A 22,415-nucleotide genomic window follows, 5' to 3' on the forward strand; every position below is an offset into this window, starting at 1 on the left:
AGGCGGAGACGAATGAAAACGATAATTGTAGGGACAAGACAAAGTGCTTTGGCACTGACTCAAACAGGACAAGCTGTGGAACTTTTGAAGCAGCTTGCTGCCGAACATGGTATCGAATGTCAATTTGAAATCAAGAAAATTGTTACGAAGGGCGATCGGATTCTGGACGTCACGTTATCCAAGGTCGGTGGCAAGGGCCTGTTCGTGAAGGAAATCGAACAAGCGCTGACGGACGGCGAGATTGATATCGCCGTTCATAGCATGAAGGACATGCCTTTCGAGCTGCCCGAAGGTCTCGTTGTAGGCGCGATTCCCAAGCGCGAAGATCCGCGCGATGCGTTGATCACGCGCGGCGGCAAATCCCTTGACGAGCTGCCGCAGGGCGCGCTCGTCGGCACAAGCTCACTGCGCCGTGCAAGCCAGCTGCAGCACCACCGCCCGGACCTCCGGATCGAGTCGATCCGGGGAAATATTGATTCGAGGCTGCGCAAGCTCGAAGAAGAGAATTTCGATGCGATTATGCTTGCTGCCGCCGGTCTTCACCGGATCGGCTGGCAAGATCGCATCAGTGCCTACTTGCCGCCCGAGCTCTGCCTCCCTGCCGTAGGGCAGGGAGCGCTGTGCATCGAGTGCCGCGGCAACGACGCATTCGTGCTGGACTTGCTGGGCAAGTTCCAGCATGAGCCAACGGCGCTCGCGGTGCGAGCGGAGCGGGCTTTCCTCGGCAGACTCAACGGAGGCTGCCAGGTGCCGCTCGGCGCATACGCGAGCGTCGAGAACAGTAGCGGGGAAGACGCCCCGCTGTTGACACTGACCGGCATGGTCGGGACGCCGGACGGCGTGACCATGCTCAAGGAGACGGCTTCCGGGAACGATCCGGAAGCGTTGGGCGCGTTAGTCGCAGAGAAGCTCATCGCACAAGGAGCAGAGAAAATTCTAGCTGAGGTCAGGGAGTGATGGCTGTGAACAAAGGAAGAGTTTTTCTTGTTGGAGCGGGTCCTGGAGATCCTAAGCTCATCTCGGTACGCGGGATGGAAGCGATCCAAAGAGCTGATGTCATCGTATATGATCGACTGGCGAATCCACGCTTATTGAAACATCGTAGACCAGAAGCAGAACTCATCTTTGTTGGCAAGCTGCCGGATAAACATATATTAAAGCAAGAAGAAATCAATCAGTTGCTAGTGGATTTGGCTTTACAAGGGAAGATCGTAACACGACTTAAAGGTGGAGATCCGAGTGTATTCGGTCGCGTTGGTGAAGAAGCCGAGCTGTTGGCAGATAACGGGATAACGTATGACATTATCCCAGGAATCACCTCCTCGATTGCTGTTCCAGCTTATGCGGGTATTCCTGTCACACATCGCGATTTCACGTCGTCCGTTGCGATTGTAACGGGCCATGAGTATCCGAATAAAACGTATTCCAGCTTAAACTGGGAGCATCTGGCCAAAGCGATTGGCACGATGGTGTTCCTGATGGGCGTTGCCAATTTAGAGCAAATATGCCGTGAGTTAATTCGTTGTGGGAAACCGCCAGAAATGCCTGTTGCCTTAGTGCGATGGGGAACATGGGCGGATCAAGCGACGATTACAGGTACACTTGCAGATATCACAGAAAAAGTAAGAGAAGCGAATTTCAAATCTCCAGCCGTCATCATCGTGGGTGAGGTAGTTAAGCTTCGTGAGAAGCTGGCTTGGATGGAGAAGAAGCCGCTGTTTGGCAAGCGAGTACTTGTCACGAGAGCTCGGAGTCAAGCGAGTGAACTTGTGGATATGATCGATGATTTGGGTGGAGAACCCGTCGAATTCCCAGTCATTCGTTTACAGCCGCCAAGTCGCCAAGAAGCTAGGCAAGCATTGGATCTCGCACTAGAGAGACTGCAGGAGTTTGACTGGATTGTGCTAACGAGTGCAAATGGTGTTGAATTCTTTTTCCGCAGACTGCGTGAATTAGGTATTGATGTTCGCAGAATGGGGAACGCACGAATTGCTGCAGTAGGTCCTAAGACCGCTGAGGCGCTCGCTGAGCGTGGTATCATCGCAGACGTCCTACCGGCTAAGTATCATGGGGAAGGTATCCTAGATGCCATTCAAGGGGATTTGAACGCAGGTCAGAAAGTGTTGCTGCCGACAGCAGATTTAGCACGTGATTATTTACCGTCTAAATTGAAGGAGCTCGGCCTCGAAGTTACCGAAGTGGATGTGTACGAGAATGTACTGACCACCGATGACGGAGAAGAGATTATTCATCTTTTGCAGAATCAAAGCATTCATATCATTACTTTTACAAGCTCATCGACCGTTACGAATTTACTTGAAGCGCTAAAGCAACTCGGTATGGAAGATCCGTTATCGTTGTTGCAAGGCGTGGAAATTGCAGTTATTGGTCCCAAAACGGCAGATACTGTCTTACAAGCAGGACTGTCGATTACATATACGGCTGAAGAAGCAACAGTGGCTTCTTTGGTACAAAGCATGATTCAAGGAGGCGGAAATCCATCATGAGTTTTCCAATCGTTCGTAACCGCCGCTTACGCGGAAATGCAGCCATTCGTAATCTTGTTCGTGAGAATCAAGTGACAGTGAACGATGTCGTTCAACCGATCTTTGTTACTCATGGTACAAATGTAAAGTCAGAAATTGCCTCGATGCCTGGTGTGTATCATTTCTCACTCGATCGTGTGAAAGAGGAAATCGATGAAATCACGCAATTGGGTATCCAAGCGATTCTCTTGTTCGGTGTACCTGATTATAAAGATGCAACCGGAACATCCGCATTTATGGATGACGGTATCGTACAGCAAGCAACGCGCTTTATTAAAGAGCTCAACCCTAACTTGCTGATTATCGCAGATACGTGTTTATGTCAATTTACCGATACAGGTCATTGTGGCGTTATTCATCACCATCCGATTACAGGGCAAGCAGATGTCGCGAATGATCCTTCTCTGGAATTACTCGTTCGTACAGCTGTCTCCCAAGCCAAAGCAGGTGCGGATATTATCGCTCCGTCCAATATGATGGATGGTTATGTGCAAGCCATTCGTACTGGACTTGATGAAGCTGGTTATGAGAACACGCCGATCATGGCATATTCCGTTAAATATGCTTCGGCCTACTACGGGCCGTTCCGTGATGCTGCGCATTCCACACCGCAATTCGGTGATCGGAAAACGTATCAAATGGATCCGGCTAACGGTCGTGAAGCCCTTCGTGAAGCGTCAAGCGACGTCATCGAGGGAGCAGATTTCTTAATGGTGAAGCCAGCGCTCGCTTACATGGACATTATCCGCATGCTGAAGGATAACTTCGACTTGCCAGTTGTCGCTTACAATGTGAGTGCAGAGTACGCCATGGTGAAGGCTGCTGCTCAGCAAGGTTGGGTGAATGAAGAAGCGATTGTGATGGAAACGATGACAAGCTTCAAACGTGCAGGAGCAGATATTATCCTGACCTATTTTGCCAAAGATATCGCTCGCTACTTGCAAAAGTAAGGAGATCATGAACCATTTGTCCTCTGTGATGTACAACGGAGTCCGGGTGGTTCTTTTGTCATACTTTTGTCGCAATAGGTGAGCTTACCTTGGTTGTGAGAGGGGTATAATTAGGGCATAATGGATGAGAATAGATGGAAACAAGAGGAAGGTGCCTCATGAGTTATAACGATAATTTTATTAAAGCATGCCGGAAAGAAAAGGTTGATACGCTGCCTGTGTGGTATATGCGTCAAGCGGGTCGCTACGATCCGGACTACCGTAAGATCAAGGAAAAGTACTCCTTGCTTGAGATTTGTCAGCAACCAGAGCTTGCAGCGGAAGTAACGATGATGCCGATCAAAAAGCTTGGCGTAGATGCCGCAATTTTGTACTCGGATATTATGAACCCAGTGGCATCGTTGGGTGTTGATTTTGATATTGTGAAAGATATCGGTCCTGTGATACATACGCCGGTTCGTACTGCACAAGATGTTGATCGACTTCGTCCAATTGATGTGGACAAGGACTTGTCCCACATTCTTCAAACGATTCGTATTTTAGATAAAGAATTAGAGGTTCCGTTGATTTCGTTTGCAGGTGCGCCATTTACGATCGCCAGCTACTTGATTGAGGGCAGACCCTCCAAGAGCTATATTCGTACGAAGCAAATGATGTATTCTGAACCAGCAGTCTGGTTCGCCTTAATGGATAAGCTAGGGGATATGGTTATCACGTATCTGCGTGCACATATCGCTAATGGGGCGAAAGCTGTTCAAGTATTCGATAGCTGGGTGGGGGCACTCTCTCCAGCTGATTTCGACGTCTACGTACGTCCTACGATGATGCGGATTTTCAAAGAGTTATCGGATTTGAAAGAACCGAAAATTTATTTTCCTGGTGTAAGTTCAGGTGAATTGCTGCCGTATCTGACAACGATTCAAGCGGATGTGATTGGATTGGATTGGCGTGTACCGATTTCTGTTGGTCGTGAAAGATTACAGAACCGATATGCGGTGCAAGGGAACTTAGATCCCTATATTCTAACAGCGCCGATGAGTGTGATTGAAGCGCAAGCGAAAGCAATTATGGATGAAGGGATGAAGCAGCCAGGTTTTATTTTCAACCTAGGACATGGTTTATTCCCAGAAGCATCGTTGGAGAAATTGAAGGAATTAACAACGTTTGTGCATACGTATTCGCATTCCGTTTTAACCCAGCAAGCTGGAAAGAGTGGTGTTTAACATGACCAAAACACGCATTGGTGTCTTAGTGATGTCGTACGGTACGCCGGAAAGTTTAGATCAAGTTGAAGCGTACTATACGCATATCCGTCGTGGTCATCCGCCGACCCCGGAGCAATTGCATGAATTAACGACGCGTTATGAGGCTATTGTCGGTGGCTTCTTCCCGCTGCGTGAAAATACGAACAAACAGGTAAAGGGACTCGAAGCTACGCTTCGTCAGGAGCATCCTGAACTTGAATTTGTCTGTTATCAAGGCCTTAAGCACGCTCAGCCATACGTAGAAGATGGTGTTGAGCAAATGGTTAAAGACGGCATCACAGAGGCTGTAGGGGTCGTTCTAGCGCCTCACTACTCGACAATGAGTGTTGGTGGCTATGTGAAGAGAGCGAAGGATAAAGCGGAAGCGCTAGGTCTTAAGATGACTTTCGTTCTAGATTATCATCTCCATGGGAAGCTGCTGGATGCTTTACAAACACGCGTAGAGAAAGCTTTGGGGAAATTTGCTGAGGCGGATCGGGATAACGTGAGAGTCATCTTTACAGCGCATAGCTTGCCGGAGAAAATTCTGGAAATGAAGGATCCGTACCCAGATCAATTGCTAGCTACTTCCAAAGCGCTTGCTGAGCGGGTTGGTCTTACGAATTGGCAGTTTGGTTGGCAAAGTGCGGGCCAGACAGCAATGCCTTGGTTAGGTCCAGACATTATGGATGTCATGCGTACGATTAAGCAAGAAGAAGGCGTGGATAAGATACTTCTCTGTCCAATCGGTTTCGTTTCCGATCATTTAGAAGTCCTTTATGATATCGATATTGAAGCGCAAGGGCTGGCGAAAGAGCTAGGCGTTCATTTGGAACGTACAGAGTCGCTCAACACGGATCCTCTATATATGGAAACCTTAAGTGATGTTGTCTATAAGAAATGGCAAGAGGCAGCTGGTTCACAATGAGTAACAACGTGCCTCATTATATGATTATTGGCGGGGGTATTACGGGGCTAAGTGCTGCTTTTTATTTGAAAAAACAGATGACGGAAGCTGATGGTGGAGGTGCCCCCTTTCGCATTTCTGTTGTCGAGAAATCACCGTCATTTGGCGGGAAAATTCATACGATTGAGCGTGACGGTTTTGTGATTGAAAAGGGGCCAGATTCCTTTCTAGCGCGTAAACGTCCCATTATTGATTTGGCTTATGATCTCGGCATGGAAAATGAGCTGACAGGTACGAATCCGAAAGCGAAGAAGACTTATATCGTTCGCGGGAGAAAGCTGCATCGTATGCCTCCAGGCTTGGTTCTGGGAATTCCGACTCAAATGACACCATTTATGAAGACAGGCCTTATTTCACCACTCGGCAAGCTTCGCGCTGCGTTGGACTTGATTAAACCGAAGCGGGATGTCACAGATGACGAGTCGCTTGGACATTTTCTGGAGCGCCGACTTGGTAAGGAAGTGCTTGAGCGTATTGTTGAGCCGCTGCTTGCAGGGATCTACGCCGGGGATACGTATAAGCTAAGCCTGAAATCCACTTTCCCGCAGTTTCGGGCCATGGAGCAGAAGAACCGAAGTTTAATTCTTGGGATGATGGCGAGCCGAAAAAATGTGACCGAGGAAAGCGCGCATTTACCTGCGGCTGTTCGCAATTCAGTCTTTGTAACGTTTAAGCGAGGGCTCGAATCCTTAGTGACAGGTTTGGTTGATGCCATGCGTACTACCGTTGATTTACGTACAGGAGTTAGCGTTGTTTCGGTGTGTAGTGTGGATGGGGGACAAACAGAAGTAGTCTTTGAGGATGGTCAACGTGAGCTCGTTGACGGGGTCATCTTGACGACGCCAACGTATCAAGCGGCGAAGCTGCTTTCGGAGCTGCCAGCTGCAAGCAAGCTAGCGAAGATTGATTATATATCGGTAGCTAATGTGATTATGGCCTTCGATCGTAAAGATATTCCATTTGAACTGGATGCCTCCGGTTTCCTCGTTCCTAAGCATGAGGGCTATACCATTACAGCGTGTACGTTAACCTCAGCGAAGTGGCTGCATGCTGCACCAGAAGGCAAGGTGCTGCTTCGTTGTTATATTGGTCGTTCTGGTGAGCAGGAATGGCCAGCATGGTCCGATGAGCAATTAATCAGTAAAGCACGGCATGATATAGCTGATCTGCTTGGGATTACAGCTGAACCTGATTTTGTTGAAGTAACGAGGTTGATGCATTCCATGCCGCAATACCCTGTTGGCCATTTAGAGGCGATCGCGAATTTCAAAAAAGAACTAACTGCAGCCATGCCGCGAGTACTGGTCACGGGGGCAGGGTTTCATGGCGTAGGACTGCCTGATTGCATACGGCAAGGAAAAGAAGCAGCAAATCAACTTGCTGATCTTGTTCTAACACGATAATGTTATCGGAGCTTGGTCAACTCTAAAGTGAATTCACTGGCTGAGATGGTCAAGATTTTCTTCTCTTCGAGATCACGTATGACTTGCATGAGCGTTGATTTTTGAACCCCAGCTAGCTGGGAGATTTCATCAAAGTTAAGTACAAGCTTAATGACGATAGTGGTGCCTTTACGCAGACCGTGCGAGTTCGCCATTTTGATCAAACTCTTAATGACGCGTGTTCTTGCATCTACGAAGGTTAAATCATAGACTTGTTGATTCGTATCGCGTAGACGATTACTAAGTTCTTGCATGATACCTAGGCTAATGTCAAAATGATTACGAAGTAGTTCAAGGAAGCTTTGGCCGGTTATTGTTAGGAGTGTGCATTCTTCTAAGGTTTGAGCTGAGGCAGAACGTGGTTTGCCATCAATGAGAGACAGCTCGCCGAAGCTTTCACTGGTTTTGCAGATCGACAGTATTTTTTCCTCACCTGCTTGGCTTGTTGTATAAATTTTAACGGAACCGCTAAGTACCATATAGAAGACAGAACCGATTTCTTTTTCTTGAAAAAGGATCGTGCCTGCTTTATAAGTACGTCTTGTACAAATCTCAATAAGGGCGTTCAATTGATGCTCGCTAAGTTGGGCAAATAAAGGAACTTTCTTGATATGCTCTAGCATAGGTTGTACCGCCTTTATAGGTAGTTAATGGTAGGATATGACCTTATTTTATCACAAGATCACGTCATCGGGGGCTAAATAATGGTAAATTCGAGCAGAATCGACAAACTGTCAGCGGCTGCTTTCCAAGAATCAAGAAAGTTGATTCCTGGAGGAGTCAACAGTCCAGTTCGTGCTTTTAAATCGGTGGGTTTAACACCGTTATTCATGGAGAGTGGATCTGGCTCGCGAGTAACGGATATTGATGGGAATACGTTTATTGATTATGTGGGTTCATGGGGACCACTCATCGTAGGTCATGCTCATCCAAAGGTTTTGGAAGCGATCCACGCTACAGCAATTAAGGGGACAAGCTTCGGAGCACCGACGTTGCTCGAAACTGAGATGGCAAAGCTTGTTATTGAACGCGTACCGTCCATTGATATGGTTCGCATGGTCAATTCGGGGACAGAAGCTACCATGAGTGCGTTGCGCCTAGCTCGTGGATTCACGAAGCGCGACAAGATCGTGAAATTCGAAGGAAGCTATCATGGGCACGCGGATGCTTTGTTGATTAAGGCTGGGTCTGGGGTTGCTACACTTGGATTACCAGATAGTCCTGGTGTACCAAGCAGCGTGGCGTCTAACACCATTACTGTGCCTTATAATGATTTGGATTCCGTGAAGCTTGTTTTTGAAAAGTTTGGAGAAGAAATTGCCGCGCTTATCGTTGAACCCATTGCAGGGAATATGGGGGTTGTTCCTCCAGCAGATGGCTTCTTGCAAGGTCTGCGTGACATTACTAAGCAGTATGGCTCCTTGTTGATTTTTGATGAGGTTATGACCGGTTTCCGCGTGCATAAGAACTGTGCACAAGGTTTATACGGCGTAACACCTGATTTAACATGTCTAGGTAAAGTTATCGGCGGCGGGCTTCCTGTAGGTGCTTATGGCGGCCGTTTAGACATCATGGAGCAGATTGCTCCTGCGGGTCCGATTTACCAAGCAGGTACGTTATCGGGTAACCCACTTGCCATGGCAGCTGGTTTCGCAACGTTGTCCTTACTAGGCGAGCCGAATGTTTATGAGGAACTGGAACGCAAGTCAGCTAGACTAGAAGCAGGCTTTGCTGCGAATGCTGCTGAATTCGGTATTGCCAGCACGATCAATCGTGTAGGCTCCATGGTTTGTCCGTTTTTCACGGAGATAGCAGTCACCAACTACGACACAGCCAAAACATCCGACCTTGGCCGATTTAATGCCTATTTCGGTAACCTATTGGATTTAGGTGTTTCCGTTGCACCTTCGCAGTTTGAGGGTATGTTTGTGTCTACGGTGCATTCCGATGCGGATATTGAAACGACGATTGAGGCTCATCGCGAAGCCTTGAAACGATTATAAAATTAAGAAAGGGGCAGCCCTCCGTAGAATGTTCTACGTGAGGGCTGCCCTTTTATTAGAGGTCATGTGCTCCAGGCAAATAGATGGATATTATACAGTTAAATTTTGGGATTATCCGCTCAAACGCAGAATAGATGGATTCCTTCCAGTTAATTTTATCCATTTTACCCAATCGGAACAAAAGAGGCATTTTTAATTACATATTCTACAGTTATATCGAGTTTTCGAGGAAATATATCGTAATTAGCTGTATATTTTCCAGTTAGCACAATTGTGCGCCCGGTATGGATGCAGGGATGAGGGTCGCGGAAATAGGAGCGTACATGGGACGCAGAAAAGGGATGCGAACACTGAAACGCTGCTCAGACGATGTTTATCGCTTCTTGGAGGTGCTAGTGCTATGCTCCTCCTTCCCCAAGCTTTGAACGATATGTTAGCCATAACAATTCGTGTGGCAACTAGATGTACCCGCAAAAAAACCAACTAACATCCGAAAAAATAAGATGCTAACTGGTTTTTTAACTAGGATAGAACGTTCTAATTCGGTTTAACTGTTGAAGAAGTAGATGTAGATGTGTTAGGTGAAGTCTCTGTTCCATTCGTTGCAGGCTTCGGTGTGGGGCTCGGCGTAGGCGACGTTGTTGTCGTCGTCGTTGGCTTCGTAGTACCCGTGTTATTTCCACCTGTATTATTCCCACTACTTGGTGTTGGTGTAGGCGTTGGAGTCGGTGTAGGGTTACCTGTATTTGTTGGTGTTGGGCTAGTTGTATTCGTCGGTGTTCCAGTTGACGGCTTATCCGTCGAGTTCGGCTTCGTCGAGTCGGTAGTTGAAGGTGAAGATGACCCGCCAGCTTTGACTGATTCTGCTGTGTTTTCCGGTTTTGGAGATGGTGTAGGCGTTGCTTTCGGCGTAGGCGTTGGTAATTTACCTTGCGCCTTCAGTTCTGCTTGTTCTTTCAAGAATTCAGGGTGAGTTGAAGCACCGCCTGCATCAATCGTCGTCAAGCCAGCCCAAATGTTCTTCACTTCGACTTTCTCAGGATGATCGAATACTAAGAAGGCTGAAGGTAAGCGACGCTCGCCATAACGGCTAGATGGTTTTGTAATGAGTGCATTATTATAAACCATTTCAGAAGATGCTCCGCCATCAAGGAATCCAGCGTTGATGACATCGTCTTCTAAGAAAAGATCCTGAACTTCTTTCAGTGTAGCACCAACACTTGATGTTTGACGGCCATCAATGACGATAAAGATAACCGTACCGTCAGCTTTTTGTCCAACTGCTGTACGCGGTGCACGTCCCCAGCCGCCATCACCGCTTGTAATAAGCGGTTTACCGTTAGCGATAACTCGTGGATAGAAGGAAACTGCTTCAGAGACGCCAAGCTTCAGTAATTCGTTAATCGTATATTTTCCGATAATGAGTGTTCCTTCGTTCGTGAACCCAACAATTTGTTGCGGGTTGCTTCCCTCTTGGTCGGTATAAAGAATTTCTCCACCGGACATAATAGCACCGATTGGGGCAAATCCGTTTCCAAGGCCGTCAGGATCATTGAAGCCACCGCCATTGACACCGGCAACAGCACCTGTGCGTTGAACCATGGCTGTAATTCGTTCACCCTCACCTTGTTTGGAAGGAACAACAACACGGATTGATCGTGGATCATATACATACATTCGTTTACCCTTCCACAGGGTGCCTGAAATATCTTCTACTTTGACGAGACTCTCAATGGGGCGGTTTGTATTAAACTGAACAGCCTCAATATCTTGTTTCTCGATCGAGTTAACTTCCGTTAAATTCTGCATTTCGAGAACCATTTGATCTCGACGCTGTGCACCTACAAAGATCCAGGCCCAGTCGCGGTGCTGCGTTGTTATGACGGTTTTGGCCAAATATTCACGAATGAATGTCCCTGGCGGGGTTAGAAATAGAAAGCTAGAACTTAAAAATGTACATACTGCTATAACGAGTAAAGTCCGCTTCAGCCAACTATAATTCCGAAAATGATTTGCAATTGAACTACCCAAGGTAAACCTCTCCTGCTCTATTAATAAAATGATAGAAAATGTCGAAAAAAAACAATACAAGAATAATAGTATCATATTTTTGCATGCAAATGGTAATGGTAATTGTTAAAATAAAGTGTACTTAATCCCTCTTTCTTAAGGAGCTCGTTCTAATTATGAAACGTTATTACTTTTTTGATTTCCCAATCGACCTTATGGCGATTGTTTTTGTATTTCTACTCATTCTGCTAGCAATCTTTCTATCATTTCGTAAAGGCTTAAAATCATGATGACTTGGTCGCGCAATGGAGAATGGTTGGAGTTACCGCTTCCGAATGAGCAATGGAAACCGCTTAAACCGGGCGCTGTTGAAGAATTAGCGGCTTATTTGCCGGTGCCTCGCAAATTTTTCCTGCGATTAGCTTCCCAGGGACTTATTCGCATAGACAATAATACGATTCTGCTTAAGGTTTTTCCTCAGGAAAAGGCGGCGTTTAAACCTGAATCTTACCCATTAGACGTTTTATTTGAAGATGAGTTCACTCTAGTCGTGAATAAACCAGCTGGTAAGTCTGTCCATCCATCTGAAGCTGGTCAGGGAGGGACACTTGCCAATGCGGTAGCTCACTATTATGAAGCGACAGGACAAGCATGCGGCGTTAGGCATATACATCGTCTAGATCAAGATACGACGGGCGTTGTACTTTATGCCAAAAATGAATGGGCGCATGTCCTATTAGATGAGGCCATGCGAGAAAAACAAATCGATAGACGCTATATTGCGCTAGCTCATGGAATTTTCAAAGAAAAAGAAGGATGGATTGATGAACCAATCGGCAAGGATCGCCATCAGCCAGGGAAGCGAAGAGTGACTCCCAATGGGGATCAAGCAGTTACACATTTCCGTGTCGTTCAACAAATGAAAGCAGGGGCACTCGTGGAAGTGGAGCTAGAGACGGGCAGAACACATCAAATTCGAGTCCATCTCAGCCATTTAGGGCATCCACTCGTAGGTGATACTTTATATGGAGGTTCTTCACGTATGTTTCAACGACAAGCCCTGCATGGAGAACGACTTCTATTTAAGCATCCGATCACGCAAAATGAGGTCGTTGTACAAGCACCGTATCCACTAGATTTCAAGATGTTGTTGGATCAAATGTCAATGAATTAAAAATGTAGTCATGCCTGGCCGCATCCACCCATATACTTTTAGAGACAATCAAGTATATCACCCAACAATTCGGAGCTGTTTTTGTTTCGAATTAACGGAAGGGAGGATTCATTCGGTGTCTGAACAACAACCAGGGTTACGCTTTGATATTTATGAACGTGTGCATTTGCAGGAGAATTTGGCAGCTATACAAGAATTGAATGAGGTAGAATTGCTTCCGCATATTCAAGTAATAACGCTGGATGATCAAGCGATTTTAAAGGGGAATCTACTACTTACAGGTAACTACTTTAGTGAAGAAGGCGGCAGCCCTCGCACGCTTGAGCATTTAATTCCTGTTGAAATTACGCTGCCCTTGAATCGCATTCATCGTGTAGAAGATATTCAGGTGGAGATCGAGAATTTTGATATCGACCTTTTATCGGCACGAAGTCTAAATGTAACTGGTGTACTTTCCTTGCAAGGTGTAGAAATGGTTTCTGTGCCGCAAGAAAGCTGGCGAGAGGAAGAAGAGGTTACTTTTGTCCATCAAATTGAGTACCCGCGCTCCGAGCCCGTCATGCCTTACGCATCAGAACCTACACCAGAACCGTTTGTTCAAGAACCACAGGTTCAACCAGTTCAACAAGTTCAACAAGTGATTCAACCACCACCAGCACCTGTTCTTCCTACACCTTTACCTACGCCAACACCAACGTTGATTGCAGCTGCACCAGAACCAACCGTCGTTGCGGCTCAGCCTGAATCCTTTTCGGGGGACGACACGGTAGGTGTGGAATTTGAACAAATCGAGCTAAAAGTGACCCCGCATGCTGATAGTACCGTCGTTACGGAGGAAAAAAAGGAACTAAAAGTTGCCTTTGGCAAGAAGGCAACGGACGCTGTGGAGGTTAACCCGTATGGCATCAAATCGCTATTATCTAAGGCAGGCACGTATCTTTCCGACAAGCGGCTTGCGGAAGCTGAGGCGCAAGCGGCTCTTGAGGCGGAATCGCGGATAGATGCAGTAGAGTGGCGGCGATTATTCCTTCAGAGCAGATCGGAGTCACAAGAGTTCAGGAAGCTCAAACTATGTATCGTTCAGAAGGATGACACCTTAGAATCCATCGCGAAGCGCTATCAGCTGACAACGCGTGAGCTTCAATTGATGAATCGTCTAGGCGATCAGGATATTGTTGTGGGGCAAGTTATTTATTTACCCAAATAAATAATGATACATAGGCAAGAGCTTCTGGCTGCTGATAGCGGCTGGGGGCTCTTTATGTTTGACCTCGTATAAATTCCACCGTTTCATCCAATACTAGAAAATAATCCTTATAATAGGCGTTCGAAATTATTGACTATGTGTCGATAATTCGATATCATATAGTGTAACTCATTTTCAAACCAACATATGGAATTGCAAAGATAGGGAGTAGTAGTCGGAACGCCCTTCAGAGAGTGGAACTGCAGCGCTGAGAGGTTCCTCAGGATACATCCGATCGAAGTCGCCCTGGAGCAGTAAATGTGAGTGCAATCGCCGAGATTCATATCTCGCCTGCATTAGCATTTTCCGGTCGCAGCCGTTATCTGTTTAAGTGTCATGTTATTTGCTATTGGGGCAAGTCGCATGAAATGAAGGTGGTACCACGGAAGCTATACCTTTCGTCCTTTTTGGGGCGAAAGGTTTTTTTGTGTTTATAACAACTAACCAGATATGGAGGTACTTTTATGACCGAAACGAAATTACAAACGGAAATGCCTACCACGTACGACCCGAAAGAAGCGGAGCGTAAATGGTACGACTACTGGATTAAGAATGAATTTTTCAAGGCAGGTAACCGTCCTGATGCGGAAACCTATACAATTGTAATACCACCACCGAACGTAACAGGGATGCTGCACATCGGGCATGCATTAGATTTTACACTGCAAGATATTCTTATTCGTACGAAGCGGATGCAGGGCTTTGACACGCTTTGGCTGCCTGGTTCTGACCATGCTGGTATTGCTACACAAACACGTGTAGAGCAGAAGCTGCGCGAACAAGGACAAACACGTTATGATCTTGGGCGTGAGAAATTCTTGGAGAAGGTCTGGGAGTGGAAGGAATTATACGCGGATACGATTCGTGAGCAATGGGCCAAAATGGGCTTCTCGCTTGATTATTCACGTGAACGTTTCACATTGGATGAAGGGCTTTCGCAAGCGGTTCGTGAAGTTTTCGTAAGCTTGTTTGAAAAGGGTCTCATTTATCGCGGCAACTATATTATTAACTGGGATCCAGCGGCACGCACAGCACTTTCGGATATTGAAGTAGAATACAAAGAAGTTCAAGGTGCGCTGTACCATTTGAAATATGAAACAACAGACGGATCAGGTTCGATCGTTGTCGCTACAACGCGTCCTGAGACGATGCTGGGGGACACAGCAGTAGCTGTTCATCCGAAGGATGAGCGCTATAAGCATCTCATAGGGAAGTCTTTGCTGCTACCGATTGTTAACCGTGAAATTCCGATTATTGCAGACGATTATGTTGAAAAAGAATTCGGAAGCGGCGCGGTAAAAATTACGCCTGCGCATGATCCGAACGATTTCGAAGTAGGAAAGCGTCACAATCTGCCGCAAATTCTAGTTATGGACGAAACGGGAACGATGAACGCGAATGCCGGCCCATATCAGGGGCAAGACCGTTTCGAGTGCCGAAAGCAAATCGTTGCTGATTTGAAAGAGCAAGGTGTTCTAATCAAAATCGAAGAGCACGTTCATCAAGTTGGACATAGTGAGCGCAGTGGTGCCGTAATTGAGCCTTACTTGTCTACCCAATGGTTCGTGAAAATGCAGCCGCTCGCTGATCAAGCGATTGAAGCACAAAAATCAGGCAAGGGTGTTAATTTTGTACCCGATCGCTTCGAGAAAACGTATTTGAACTGGATTGAAAATGTGCGTGACTGGTGTATTTCCCGTCAACTATGGTGGGGTCACCGAATTCCTGCTTGGCACTGTGCGGATTGCGGTCAAATCACTGTAGCTCGTGAGGATGCTACTGCTTGCTCCCATTGTCAAAGTGCGAATCTTAACCAAGATAACGATGTACTGGATACATGGTTCAGCTCGGCGCTATGGCCTTTCTCCACTTTAGGGTGGCCGAATGATTCTGAGGATATGAAGCGTTTCTATCCGACGAGTGTCCTCGTTACTGGTTACGATATCATTTACTTCTGGGTCGCTCGGATGATTTTCCAAGGACTCGAATTTACGGATCAACTTCCATTTAAAGATGTGCTCATGCATGGTCTTGTTCGTGATTCCGAAGGACGTAAAATGTCCAAATCGCTCGGAAACGGCGTTGATCCGTTGGAAGTGATCGAGAAATACGGCGCGGATGCGATGCGCTATATGATTTCTACGAGCAGCACGCCGGGTCAAGATTTGCGCTTCCGTTGGGAGCGGGTTGAGCAAGCTCGTAATTTTGCCAATAAGATTTGGAACGCATCCCGATTTGCTCTGATGAATTTGGAAGGCGTAAACGCAGCAGATATAAATTTGACAGGCTCATTAGGGACAGCGGATCGGTGGATATTGCATCGTTTGAATGAAACCGTTCGTGATGTGACTCGTCTAATTGATAGTTATGAGTTCGGCGAAACTGGCCGTCTACTTTATAACTTCATCTGGGATGATCTCTGTGACTGGTACATTGAGTTCAGTAAACTGAGCTTATATGGAACGGATGCAGCGGCGAAAAAGCAGACACAATCAGTACTAGCTTATGTATTAGATCAAACGCAACGTTTGATTCATCCGTTCATGCCATTCATTTCTGAGGAAATTTGGCAGCATTTGCCGCATGTTGGGGACACGATTACACTCGCGGCTTGGCCGACTGAGAATGTCGCTTTCGAAGCGCCGGATGCGATTCGGGAGATGGAGCTTTTGATGGAAGCGATTCGTTCCGTTCGTAATATCCGTGCTGAAGTGAATGTGCCGATGAGTAAGAAAGTTGAGCTCTTGATCAAACCAGCTAGTGCAGAGACACAGGACATTCTCAGCAAAAATGAAGAATATCTGAAACGTTTCTGTAACACGTCTCTTCTTGAAATTGACCTTACAATGACAGCACCTGACAAAGCAATGACGTCGATTATCACGGGGGCAGAGCTTTACTTGCCATTAGCGGGCTTGATCGATATCACGCAAGAGCTTGCACGCTTGGACAAAGAGCTGCAATCCTTACATGGTGAAGTTGAGCGCATCGAGAAGAAACTGGGTAATGAAGGTTTTGTAGCTAAGGCGCCAGCCAAAGTCATCGAAGAAGAGAAAGCCAAGCTTGCTGATTATGCAGACAAACGGGATAAAGTTATCGCTCGATTAGCGGAGTTAAAGGCATAAGGAACGTAAATTATACGATTGCCTAGGTTCGTCTACTTGGCGATTCATATAGTAAAAGAGGATGAGAACAATGAATGAAATCAAGAACACTGCGGGTGAATTCCAATCCGCACAGGAAGCCATTGATTGGATCGTTGGACGGATGGAGAAGCTCGGCATGAAGCCGGGCCTCCAACGTATGCATCTACTCATGGAGAAGTTGGGTAACCCCGAACGCAGGCTGAAGTTCATTCATGTGGCCGGAACGAATGGAAAGGGCTCAACATGCGCTTACCTTGCTTCCGTGCTTCAAGCATGCGGTTATGATGTGGGCACGTTTACGTCGCCTTACTTGGTGAGGTATACGAACCGTATACAAGTCAATGGCGTCGATATTGAGGATGATGTACTGCTTCGTTTAGTGAATGAGATGAAGCCAATTGTAGATGAGATTGCAGTCACAGAGGTAGGCCCGCCAACCATGTTTGAAATATCAACGGCATTGGCGATACTATACTTTGGTAAAGTGGCTTATCCTGATTATGTCGTATGGGAAACGGGACTCGGGGGAAGGCTGGATAGCACGAATATCGTGAATCCAATTGTTACCGTGATTACGAATGTCGGTCATGATCACATGGATATTCTGGGGGATACCCTAGAGCTTGTAGCAGCTGAAAAAGCGGGGATTATTAAGGCAGGAGTACCCGTCATTACAGCTGTGGAGCCTGCGGCGATTTGGAGTGTTATCGAACAAACGGCGAAGGCAAAGAAAGCGACACTTTATTCACTTGGCGATCAATTTAACTTGACCGAAGTGAACAGTGAGCTAGATCATCAAAGTTTTCAGTTTAACGGACCATTTCGACCTATTCCGAATCTGTCGATTACATTGAATGGTGAACATCAATTGAAGAATGCTGCCGTAGCAGTCATGACACTTGAGGTTCTTCGTCAATATTACGCCACCATCGTGGAGGACTCAGATTTGCAGAAGGGGCTTGTGGGAACCAAATGGCCAGGTAGATTGGAAATGGTTTCACAGGAGCCGCGCATCCTTATAGATGGGGCTCATAACCCTGAGGGGGCTGCGACACTAGCTGCAGCACTTCAGAATGTGTATAGCTACAAGAAGCTTCACATGATGATTGGAATGCTAGCTACGAAGAATCATACAGGCTACTTAAGGCATATACTACCATTGGTGGATACGCTCATTATTACAGAGGCAAATTTTCATAAAAAAGGGGATGCTTACCTTCTCGCTGAAATTGCAAATGGTCTGCTTCGAGAGATGAATCTCGAGATAGATGTTGTTGTAGAACGCGATTGGAAGCAAGCTCTAACCTTATTAACAAATAGAACTGAGCAGGATGATCTGGCGGTCGTATCCGGCACGCTGTATTTAATCTCTGATGTTCGTTCTTGGATAACCTATCAAACCGATTCTGAAAAAGGATGGTGAGAACGGCGTGAGTCAAGCAGAACACGTACATTTTATAGGAATCGGCGGATACGGCATGAGTGCCATTGCCAAAGTCATGCTCGAAATGGGATACCGCATTTCGGGGTCAGATCTTGCACAACAAGAGCTTACAGATAAACTGAAAGCTAAAGGTGCTAGAGTCTTTATCGGCCATGAGGCAACGAACGTATCGGGAGCCGATTTGGTTGTATACTCGACAGCATTAGCCAAAGATAATGTGGAAATGCAAGCGGCAGAACAAATGAACATTCCGATTATTCATCGCTCACAAATGTTGGGAAGGCTGATGAATGAACGCAAAGGGATTGCCGTAGCAGGCGCCCACGGGAAGACAACAACGTCCTCCATGATTGCTTTGGTCATGGAGATTTGCGGCACAGATCCAACGTATATTATCGGTGGAGAAATTATGAATGTTGGCAGTAATGCCAAAGCTGGCAAAGGAGAGTATGTTGTTGCGGAGGCCGATGAAAGCGATGGCACCTTCTTGCAATATCACCCAACTCTTGCGTTAGTGAACAATATCGAAGCCGACCATTTGGAGAATTACAATGGCGATTTCGAAAACTTGAAGAAAGCATACAAACAATTCTTGAGCCAAGTTAGACCTGGCGGAAAAGCGATTGTATGTCAGGATGATGAATTCCTACGTGAAATGATTCCGGAAATTCAAAGTCAAGTGATTACGTACGGGATTGAGACGAAAGCGGATTATATTGCACGTGATATCTCACTAGGTGATCGCAAGGTAACCTTTACGGTTGAGTTTAATGGTTCAACACTTGGCCAAGTCAGCCTGTCAGTGCCTGGTAAACATAACGTATACAATGCACTTGCGACACTGATTACTTGCTTGGAAGCAGGACTATCTTTCGAGAACATTGCGGAAGCAATTCAGGAGTTTCGTGGCGCAAAGCGTAGATTCCAAGTACTCGGAGAAGTTGAGAACATCTTGGTCATTGATGATTACGCGCATCACCCGACAGAAATTCAAGCAACGATTTCTGCTGCGAAAGCAACAAGAAAGCGGATCATCGCTGTGTTCCAGCCGCAACGCTATACGCGAACCTACTATTTGTTCGAGCAGTTTAGCCGCTCCTTCTTAGAAGCAGATGAAGTGATCATTACAGATATTTATTCACCGGCAGGAGAACAACGGATTGAAGGTGTTGACTCTGTTAAGCTAGTTGAGTTGATACGCAGCAACAGCAACCCGAATGTTCAGCACATTGCCACACGCGAAGAAGTACTAACGTATTTGGTAGACCATGTTCAACCTGGTGACCTCGTTCTCACAATGGGCGCAGGAGACATCTGGAAGGCAGCGGATGGATTGGCTAAATCGCTGCGTAAGAAATACGAATCACATACCTAGAGAGAAGATCGCTTGAGCCGAAGGGCTGGAGGCGGTCTTTTTTTCTTGAATAAATCATAATATGGTTCTCTCTCTCATACTCTAGTAACAGAAGATTGGGACAAGATAATACGGCATTTTACCCGTTTCGGGATATATATGATGAGGAGTGAGGGAAGAGAATGAACAAAGGTAGAATCACATATCGCTTCGACCCTAAGGCAGGGGCAGAGTCCACACGCAGAGCAGCCAGGGTGCATGAACAAGAAGAGAACGTCATTCCGCTCTATCAAGAAGAGTATAAAGTTATAGAACCGAAGATAGATCGCAGCCCCAAAGAGGTAACCCCATATGATCAAGCAGAAAGAGAGCAAGTAGAGTCATTATTTGAACCGCATGCGTTGAATACGTTCACTACTGATTTTGGGAGCTGGCATAGCCAGATTGAATCAGAAGGTGAGCGTGTAGAACGCATCATTCGAGAAACCCAAATATCTCGTGAACTGCAGAATTCTCCAATTCCAACAACGGTTATTCGACAAGAGCGGGAGCCTGAGCCTGCACCTGCGGACAATCGAGAGGAATGGTCCAATTGGACTTCCAAAGAGCCTTACCGGGATCCGGGGACTGGAACTCGGTATGCGAAGTCGACCGGTGCGCCGTGGATTCGCATAGCAACATCTGTAGCGGGGGCAGTGGTAACGGGAATCGCATTCGGTTTCTTCGTGCTTTCCATGTTCTCTTCAGATCGAGATACGAGCACGAGTATAGTGACATCGAATCCTACCAAAATTACGGTGCCATCACCTAATACACAATCCGCTGCTTCCACGACCAAAACACAAACGGGCACAGGGGATGTAGCTCTCCCAGCTACAACAGCAGCTGTTACTGCTGTGCAAATTCCCGCTAAATCATATACATTTTTGCAAAATGGAGTGTTCAGTTCGCTTCAAGGCGCTCAGGCAGTTCAGGATTCACTCAATAAAAAGGGTCTTGCTTCCGCGATGGATAATTCCGATAAGCTTACTGTGTTTGTCGGCTTTGCAAAGACGAGAGACGATGCCATTGCCTTGAGACAAGGTGTGGAGGCTACGGATAAAACGATTGAGGTTTTTATGAAAAATGTGGATTTCCCAGCGGTAACGGGCATTCGTTGGTCTGGCTCAAAGGCCGAGTCCCTGCCCAATTATATTGCTGAGGGCGACAAGCTTGTGACCACAATGAGTGGATTGACACTTGTTCATTTGGCTGAGACGAAGCCGACAGCACTTACGGATGTCTCTTTACAGTCGATTCGTACTTCGCATCAGGCACTAATCGCGCTCGGTACGGGACTGTCTAACGGGGCGGGGGATGATGTTAAGCCGTTGCTGACGAAAATGACAAGTGCGATCAATAGTGCCGTTCAATCGATGGAAGAATACAAGAAAACACCATCTCAGGCCTTGATGTGGCAAGCGCAGTCAGCCTTGATGCAGTACATTATTGCTCAGAAAAATCTTCTTAAGACGATTAGCGTAGCATAAGGAGAAAGCCGTGTACCCTGAACTCTACGGAGTCCGGGATACACGGCTTTCTTGTTATTTCGTGAGGTAACGATCGAGCAGGGCGGCAATCTCAGCCCTTGTCATCGTTTGATCAGGCTTAAAGGAAGTGTCCGATATGCCATTAATGATGCCTTTATCTTTCAAAATTAGGATGGCAGAAGCGCTCCACATGGACTTCGGTACATCATCGAATGCGGCTGTATACGTGGGTTGTGCAGTTGGTGATGTCATTTGTAGAAGCTGATTGAATAAATAAGCAACTTCCCCGCGCGTAATCGCCTGGTTAGGTCGAATCGTCCCATCGGCATACCCTTGTAGTAAGTTTAATTTGGCCGCTTTGGCAAAAACGCCGCTTGCCCAATGGGAAGCAGATAAGTCCGAATAGCTTTTCGAGTCTCCAGTCCCGCAGCCATACACACTGGAAGTCACACTTCCGGTCGTGCTGCAGACAGCCGGCAGCTTGCTGAAGGTAAATACGCGATCCATCAGTGTAAGGAACTCTGCTCTCGTAAGCGCACGGTCTGGTTCATAATTGTTGCCGACACCTTCGACAATACCTTTATACTTCATGCGAAGTACAGATGATCTGGACCAATGTACAAGCATGTCAGTAAAAAGAGGTGGTTCATAGCTACTAATCCCATTGGCGATGCCGATGGCCATCTTTGATCGCATAGCGCTACTAGCAAGCAAGGCAGCATCACTAGCATTCGTGAGAAAAGCTGTTTCTACTAGAATACTCGGAATGGTTCCCATTCGGGCCACGTAGACAGCGCTTGGTGTCAGCCCTAAGTCTTTGGTCCCGGATTGCGAGAGTAATGCGTCCTGCACACGCTGTGCCAAATCTTTACTATAAGGCGTTAATTGCGTCATCGCACTGCTTGCTGGGTAATCTTCTTGTGGGTATGCATTATCATAGTAGAGTACCATGGTTCCATTAGCTTTACTGCTCGAATGTGCGTTAGCATGAATGGATACGAATAAGTCAGCCTGCTGTTCATTCGTGAAGGCAACCCTTTCAGCTAGTGATAAGAAAGTGTCGTTGGTGCGTGTCAAGACGACCTCGTAACCGCGTTCAAGAAGGGCTTGTCGAACCTTTAACGTGATGTCCAGATTGACATCTGTTTCACGGAGTCCACCAACACCAATTGCGCCAGGGTCACTTCCCCCATGCCCGGGATCGAGTACAACCTTGTAAGCGAATGCCTGGTAAGGGAATGCAATTGTAAGGAATAAAGTGAACAGAATAAGTCGTTTAAGTAGAGTCATAGTTGAAATTACCTCCGGTGACTATTTTACTAGGATTGATCTAGGCTGTAAGCAGGTAAGAATCACCATC

Annotated in this window: 16 protein-coding genes and 1 other annotated feature; of the genes, 13 read left to right on the forward strand and 3 right to left on the reverse strand. The window is 46.6% G+C overall.

The annotated features are described in order from the left end of the window. Window positions 1-12: 12 nt before the first annotated feature. The 6 genes from hemC (at window position 13) to hemG (ending at window position 7,110) form a co-directional block, all read left to right on the forward strand. Window positions 13-957: a hydroxymethylbilane synthase gene (hemC, locus tag ASL11_RS04635; protein ID WP_056610319.1), complete on the forward strand. Its 945-nt coding sequence runs from the start codon at window positions 13-15 to the stop codon at window positions 955-957. Continuing rightward, window positions 957-2,507: a uroporphyrinogen-III C-methyltransferase gene (cobA, locus tag ASL11_RS04640; RefSeq protein ID WP_082595253.1), complete on the forward strand. Its 1,551-nt coding sequence runs from the start codon at window positions 957-959 to the stop codon at window positions 2,505-2,507. Before hemC ends, cobA begins: the two co-directional genes overlap by 1 nt. Next, the gene (hemB, locus tag ASL11_RS04645) at window positions 2,504-3,496 is read left to right on the forward strand and encodes a porphobilinogen synthase (RefSeq protein WP_056610321.1); all 993 of its coding nucleotides are present in this window, start codon (window positions 2,504-2,506) and stop codon (window positions 3,494-3,496) included. Before cobA ends, hemB begins: the two co-directional genes overlap by 4 nt. A gap of 158 nt (window positions 3,497-3,654) precedes the next feature. Then, window positions 3,655-4,719, forward strand: a complete 1,065-nt coding sequence (gene hemE / locus ASL11_RS04650; protein WP_056610324.1) for a uroporphyrinogen decarboxylase — start codon at window positions 3,655-3,657, stop codon at window positions 4,717-4,719. A gap of 1 nt (window position 4,720) precedes the next feature. Continuing rightward, complete coding sequence (gene hemH, locus ASL11_RS04655) at window positions 4,721-5,668, forward strand: ferrochelatase (protein WP_056610326.1); 948 nt, start codon at window positions 4,721-4,723, stop codon at window positions 5,666-5,668. Next, a complete protein-coding gene (hemG, locus tag ASL11_RS04660) occupies window positions 5,665-7,110 on the forward strand; it encodes a protoporphyrinogen oxidase (RefSeq protein WP_056610328.1) in 1,446 nt (481 codons plus the stop codon). The genes hemH and hemG overlap by 4 nt, the downstream gene beginning before the upstream one ends. Window positions 7,111-7,112: 2 nt before the next feature. Here the strand turns inward: hemG and ASL11_RS04665 are convergent, their stop codons facing one another. Further along, complete coding sequence (locus ASL11_RS04665) at window positions 7,113-7,772, reverse strand: Crp/Fnr family transcriptional regulator (RefSeq protein WP_056610330.1); 660 nt, start codon at window positions 7,770-7,772, stop codon at window positions 7,113-7,115. Window positions 7,773-7,853: 81 nt separating this feature from the next. Here ASL11_RS04665 and hemL point away from each other — a divergent pair, with 81 nt between their 5' ends. Then, complete coding sequence (hemL, locus tag ASL11_RS04670; RefSeq protein ID WP_157256821.1) at window positions 7,854-9,152, forward strand: glutamate-1-semialdehyde 2,1-aminomutase; 1,299 nt, start codon at window positions 7,854-7,856, stop codon at window positions 9,150-9,152. Between the two features lie 537 nt (window positions 9,153-9,689). On the opposite strand, the gene ASL11_RS04675 is transcribed toward hemL, so the two are convergent. After that, window positions 9,690-11,183 carry a phosphodiester glycosidase family protein gene (locus ASL11_RS04675; protein WP_056610334.1) on the reverse strand — a complete coding sequence of 498 codons (1,494 nt, stop codon included), beginning with the start codon at window positions 11,181-11,183 and terminating at the stop codon, window positions 9,690-9,692. 265 nt (window positions 11,184-11,448) lie between these two features. Here ASL11_RS04675 and ASL11_RS04680 point away from each other — a divergent pair, with 265 nt between their 5' ends. The 6 genes from ASL11_RS04680 to ASL11_RS04705 all read left to right on the forward strand — a co-directional run bounded on the left by ASL11_RS04680 (window position 11,449) and on the right by ASL11_RS04705 (window position 21,055). Then, a complete protein-coding gene (locus tag ASL11_RS04680; RefSeq protein WP_200962411.1) occupies window positions 11,449-12,336 on the forward strand; it encodes an RluA family pseudouridine synthase in 888 nt (295 codons plus the stop codon). A 115-nt stretch (window positions 12,337-12,451) separates the two neighbouring features. Next, a complete protein-coding gene (locus ASL11_RS04685; protein WP_056610336.1) occupies window positions 12,452-13,543 on the forward strand; it encodes a LysM peptidoglycan-binding domain-containing protein in 1,092 nt (363 codons plus the stop codon). A gap of 188 nt (window positions 13,544-13,731) precedes the next feature. Then, window positions 13,732-13,991: a binding site (T-box leader), on the forward strand. 55 nt (window positions 13,992-14,046) lie between these two features. After that, complete coding sequence (locus ASL11_RS04690) at window positions 14,047-16,707, forward strand: valine--tRNA ligase (protein ID WP_056610338.1); 2,661 nt, start codon at window positions 14,047-14,049, stop codon at window positions 16,705-16,707. Between the two features lie 70 nt (window positions 16,708-16,777). Further along, complete coding sequence (locus ASL11_RS04695) at window positions 16,778-18,151, forward strand: bifunctional folylpolyglutamate synthase/dihydrofolate synthase (RefSeq protein WP_056610341.1); 1,374 nt, start codon at window positions 16,778-16,780, stop codon at window positions 18,149-18,151. Between the two features lie 55 nt (window positions 18,152-18,206). After that, the gene (gene murC, locus ASL11_RS04700) at window positions 18,207-19,547 is read left to right on the forward strand and encodes a UDP-N-acetylmuramate--L-alanine ligase (protein WP_442953021.1); all 1,341 of its coding nucleotides are present in this window, start codon (window positions 18,207-18,209) and stop codon (window positions 19,545-19,547) included. A 161-nt stretch (window positions 19,548-19,708) separates the two neighbouring features. After that, on the forward strand, window positions 19,709-21,055 hold the full coding sequence (locus ASL11_RS04705) for a hypothetical protein (protein ID WP_056610345.1): 1,347 nt from the start codon (window positions 19,709-19,711) through the stop codon (window positions 21,053-21,055). Between the two features lie 54 nt (window positions 21,056-21,109). Here ASL11_RS04705 and ASL11_RS04710 read toward each other — a convergent pair whose 3' ends face one another. Then, the gene (locus ASL11_RS04710) at window positions 21,110-22,345 is read right to left on the reverse strand and encodes an N-acetylmuramoyl-L-alanine amidase (RefSeq protein WP_056610347.1); all 1,236 of its coding nucleotides are present in this window, start codon (window positions 22,343-22,345) and stop codon (window positions 21,110-21,112) included. Window positions 22,346-22,415 lie beyond the last annotated feature (70 nt).

Source organism: Paenibacillus sp. Soil750, assembly GCF_001428045.1.
Classification (GTDB): Bacteria; Bacillota; Bacilli; order Paenibacillales; family NBRC-103111; genus Paenibacillus_E; species Paenibacillus_E allorhizoplanae.

Bases quoted from the DNA above. Each gene is read 5' to 3' on its own strand.
- hemE (WP_056610324.1), top strand. From the start codon at position 3,655: ATGAGTTATAACGATAATTTTATTAAAGCATGCCGGAAAGAAAAGGTT.
- hemG (WP_056610328.1), top strand. From the start codon at position 5,665: ATGAGTAACAACGTGCCTCATTATATGATTATTGGCGGGGGTATTACG.
- ASL11_RS04705 (WP_056610345.1), top strand. From the start codon at position 19,709: ATGAACAAAGGTAGAATCACATATCGCTTCGACCCTAAGGCAGGGGCA.
- murC (WP_442953021.1), top strand. From the start codon at position 18,207: ATGAGTGCCATTGCCAAAGTCATGCTCGAAATGGGATACCGCATTTCG.
- ASL11_RS04695 (WP_056610341.1), top strand. From the start codon at position 16,778: ATGAATGAAATCAAGAACACTGCGGGTGAATTCCAATCCGCACAGGAA.
- hemL (WP_157256821.1), top strand. From the start codon at position 7,854: ATGGTAAATTCGAGCAGAATCGACAAACTGTCAGCGGCTGCTTTCCAA.
- hemH (WP_056610326.1), top strand. From the start codon at position 4,721: ATGACCAAAACACGCATTGGTGTCTTAGTGATGTCGTACGGTACGCCG.
- ASL11_RS04680 (WP_200962411.1), top strand. From the start codon at position 11,449: ATGATGACTTGGTCGCGCAATGGAGAATGGTTGGAGTTACCGCTTCCG.
- cobA (WP_082595253.1), top strand. From the start codon at position 957: ATGGCTGTGAACAAAGGAAGAGTTTTTCTTGTTGGAGCGGGTCCTGGA.
- ASL11_RS04710 (WP_056610347.1), bottom strand. From the start codon at position 22,345: ATGACTCTACTTAAACGACTTATTCTGTTCACTTTATTCCTTACAATT.
- ASL11_RS04690 (WP_056610338.1), top strand. From the start codon at position 14,047: ATGACCGAAACGAAATTACAAACGGAAATGCCTACCACGTACGACCCG.
- ASL11_RS04665 (WP_056610330.1), bottom strand. From the start codon at position 7,772: ATGCTAGAGCATATCAAGAAAGTTCCTTTATTTGCCCAACTTAGCGAG.
- hemB (WP_056610321.1), top strand. From the start codon at position 2,504: ATGAGTTTTCCAATCGTTCGTAACCGCCGCTTACGCGGAAATGCAGCC.
- hemC (WP_056610319.1), top strand. From the start codon at position 13: ATGAAAACGATAATTGTAGGGACAAGACAAAGTGCTTTGGCACTGACT.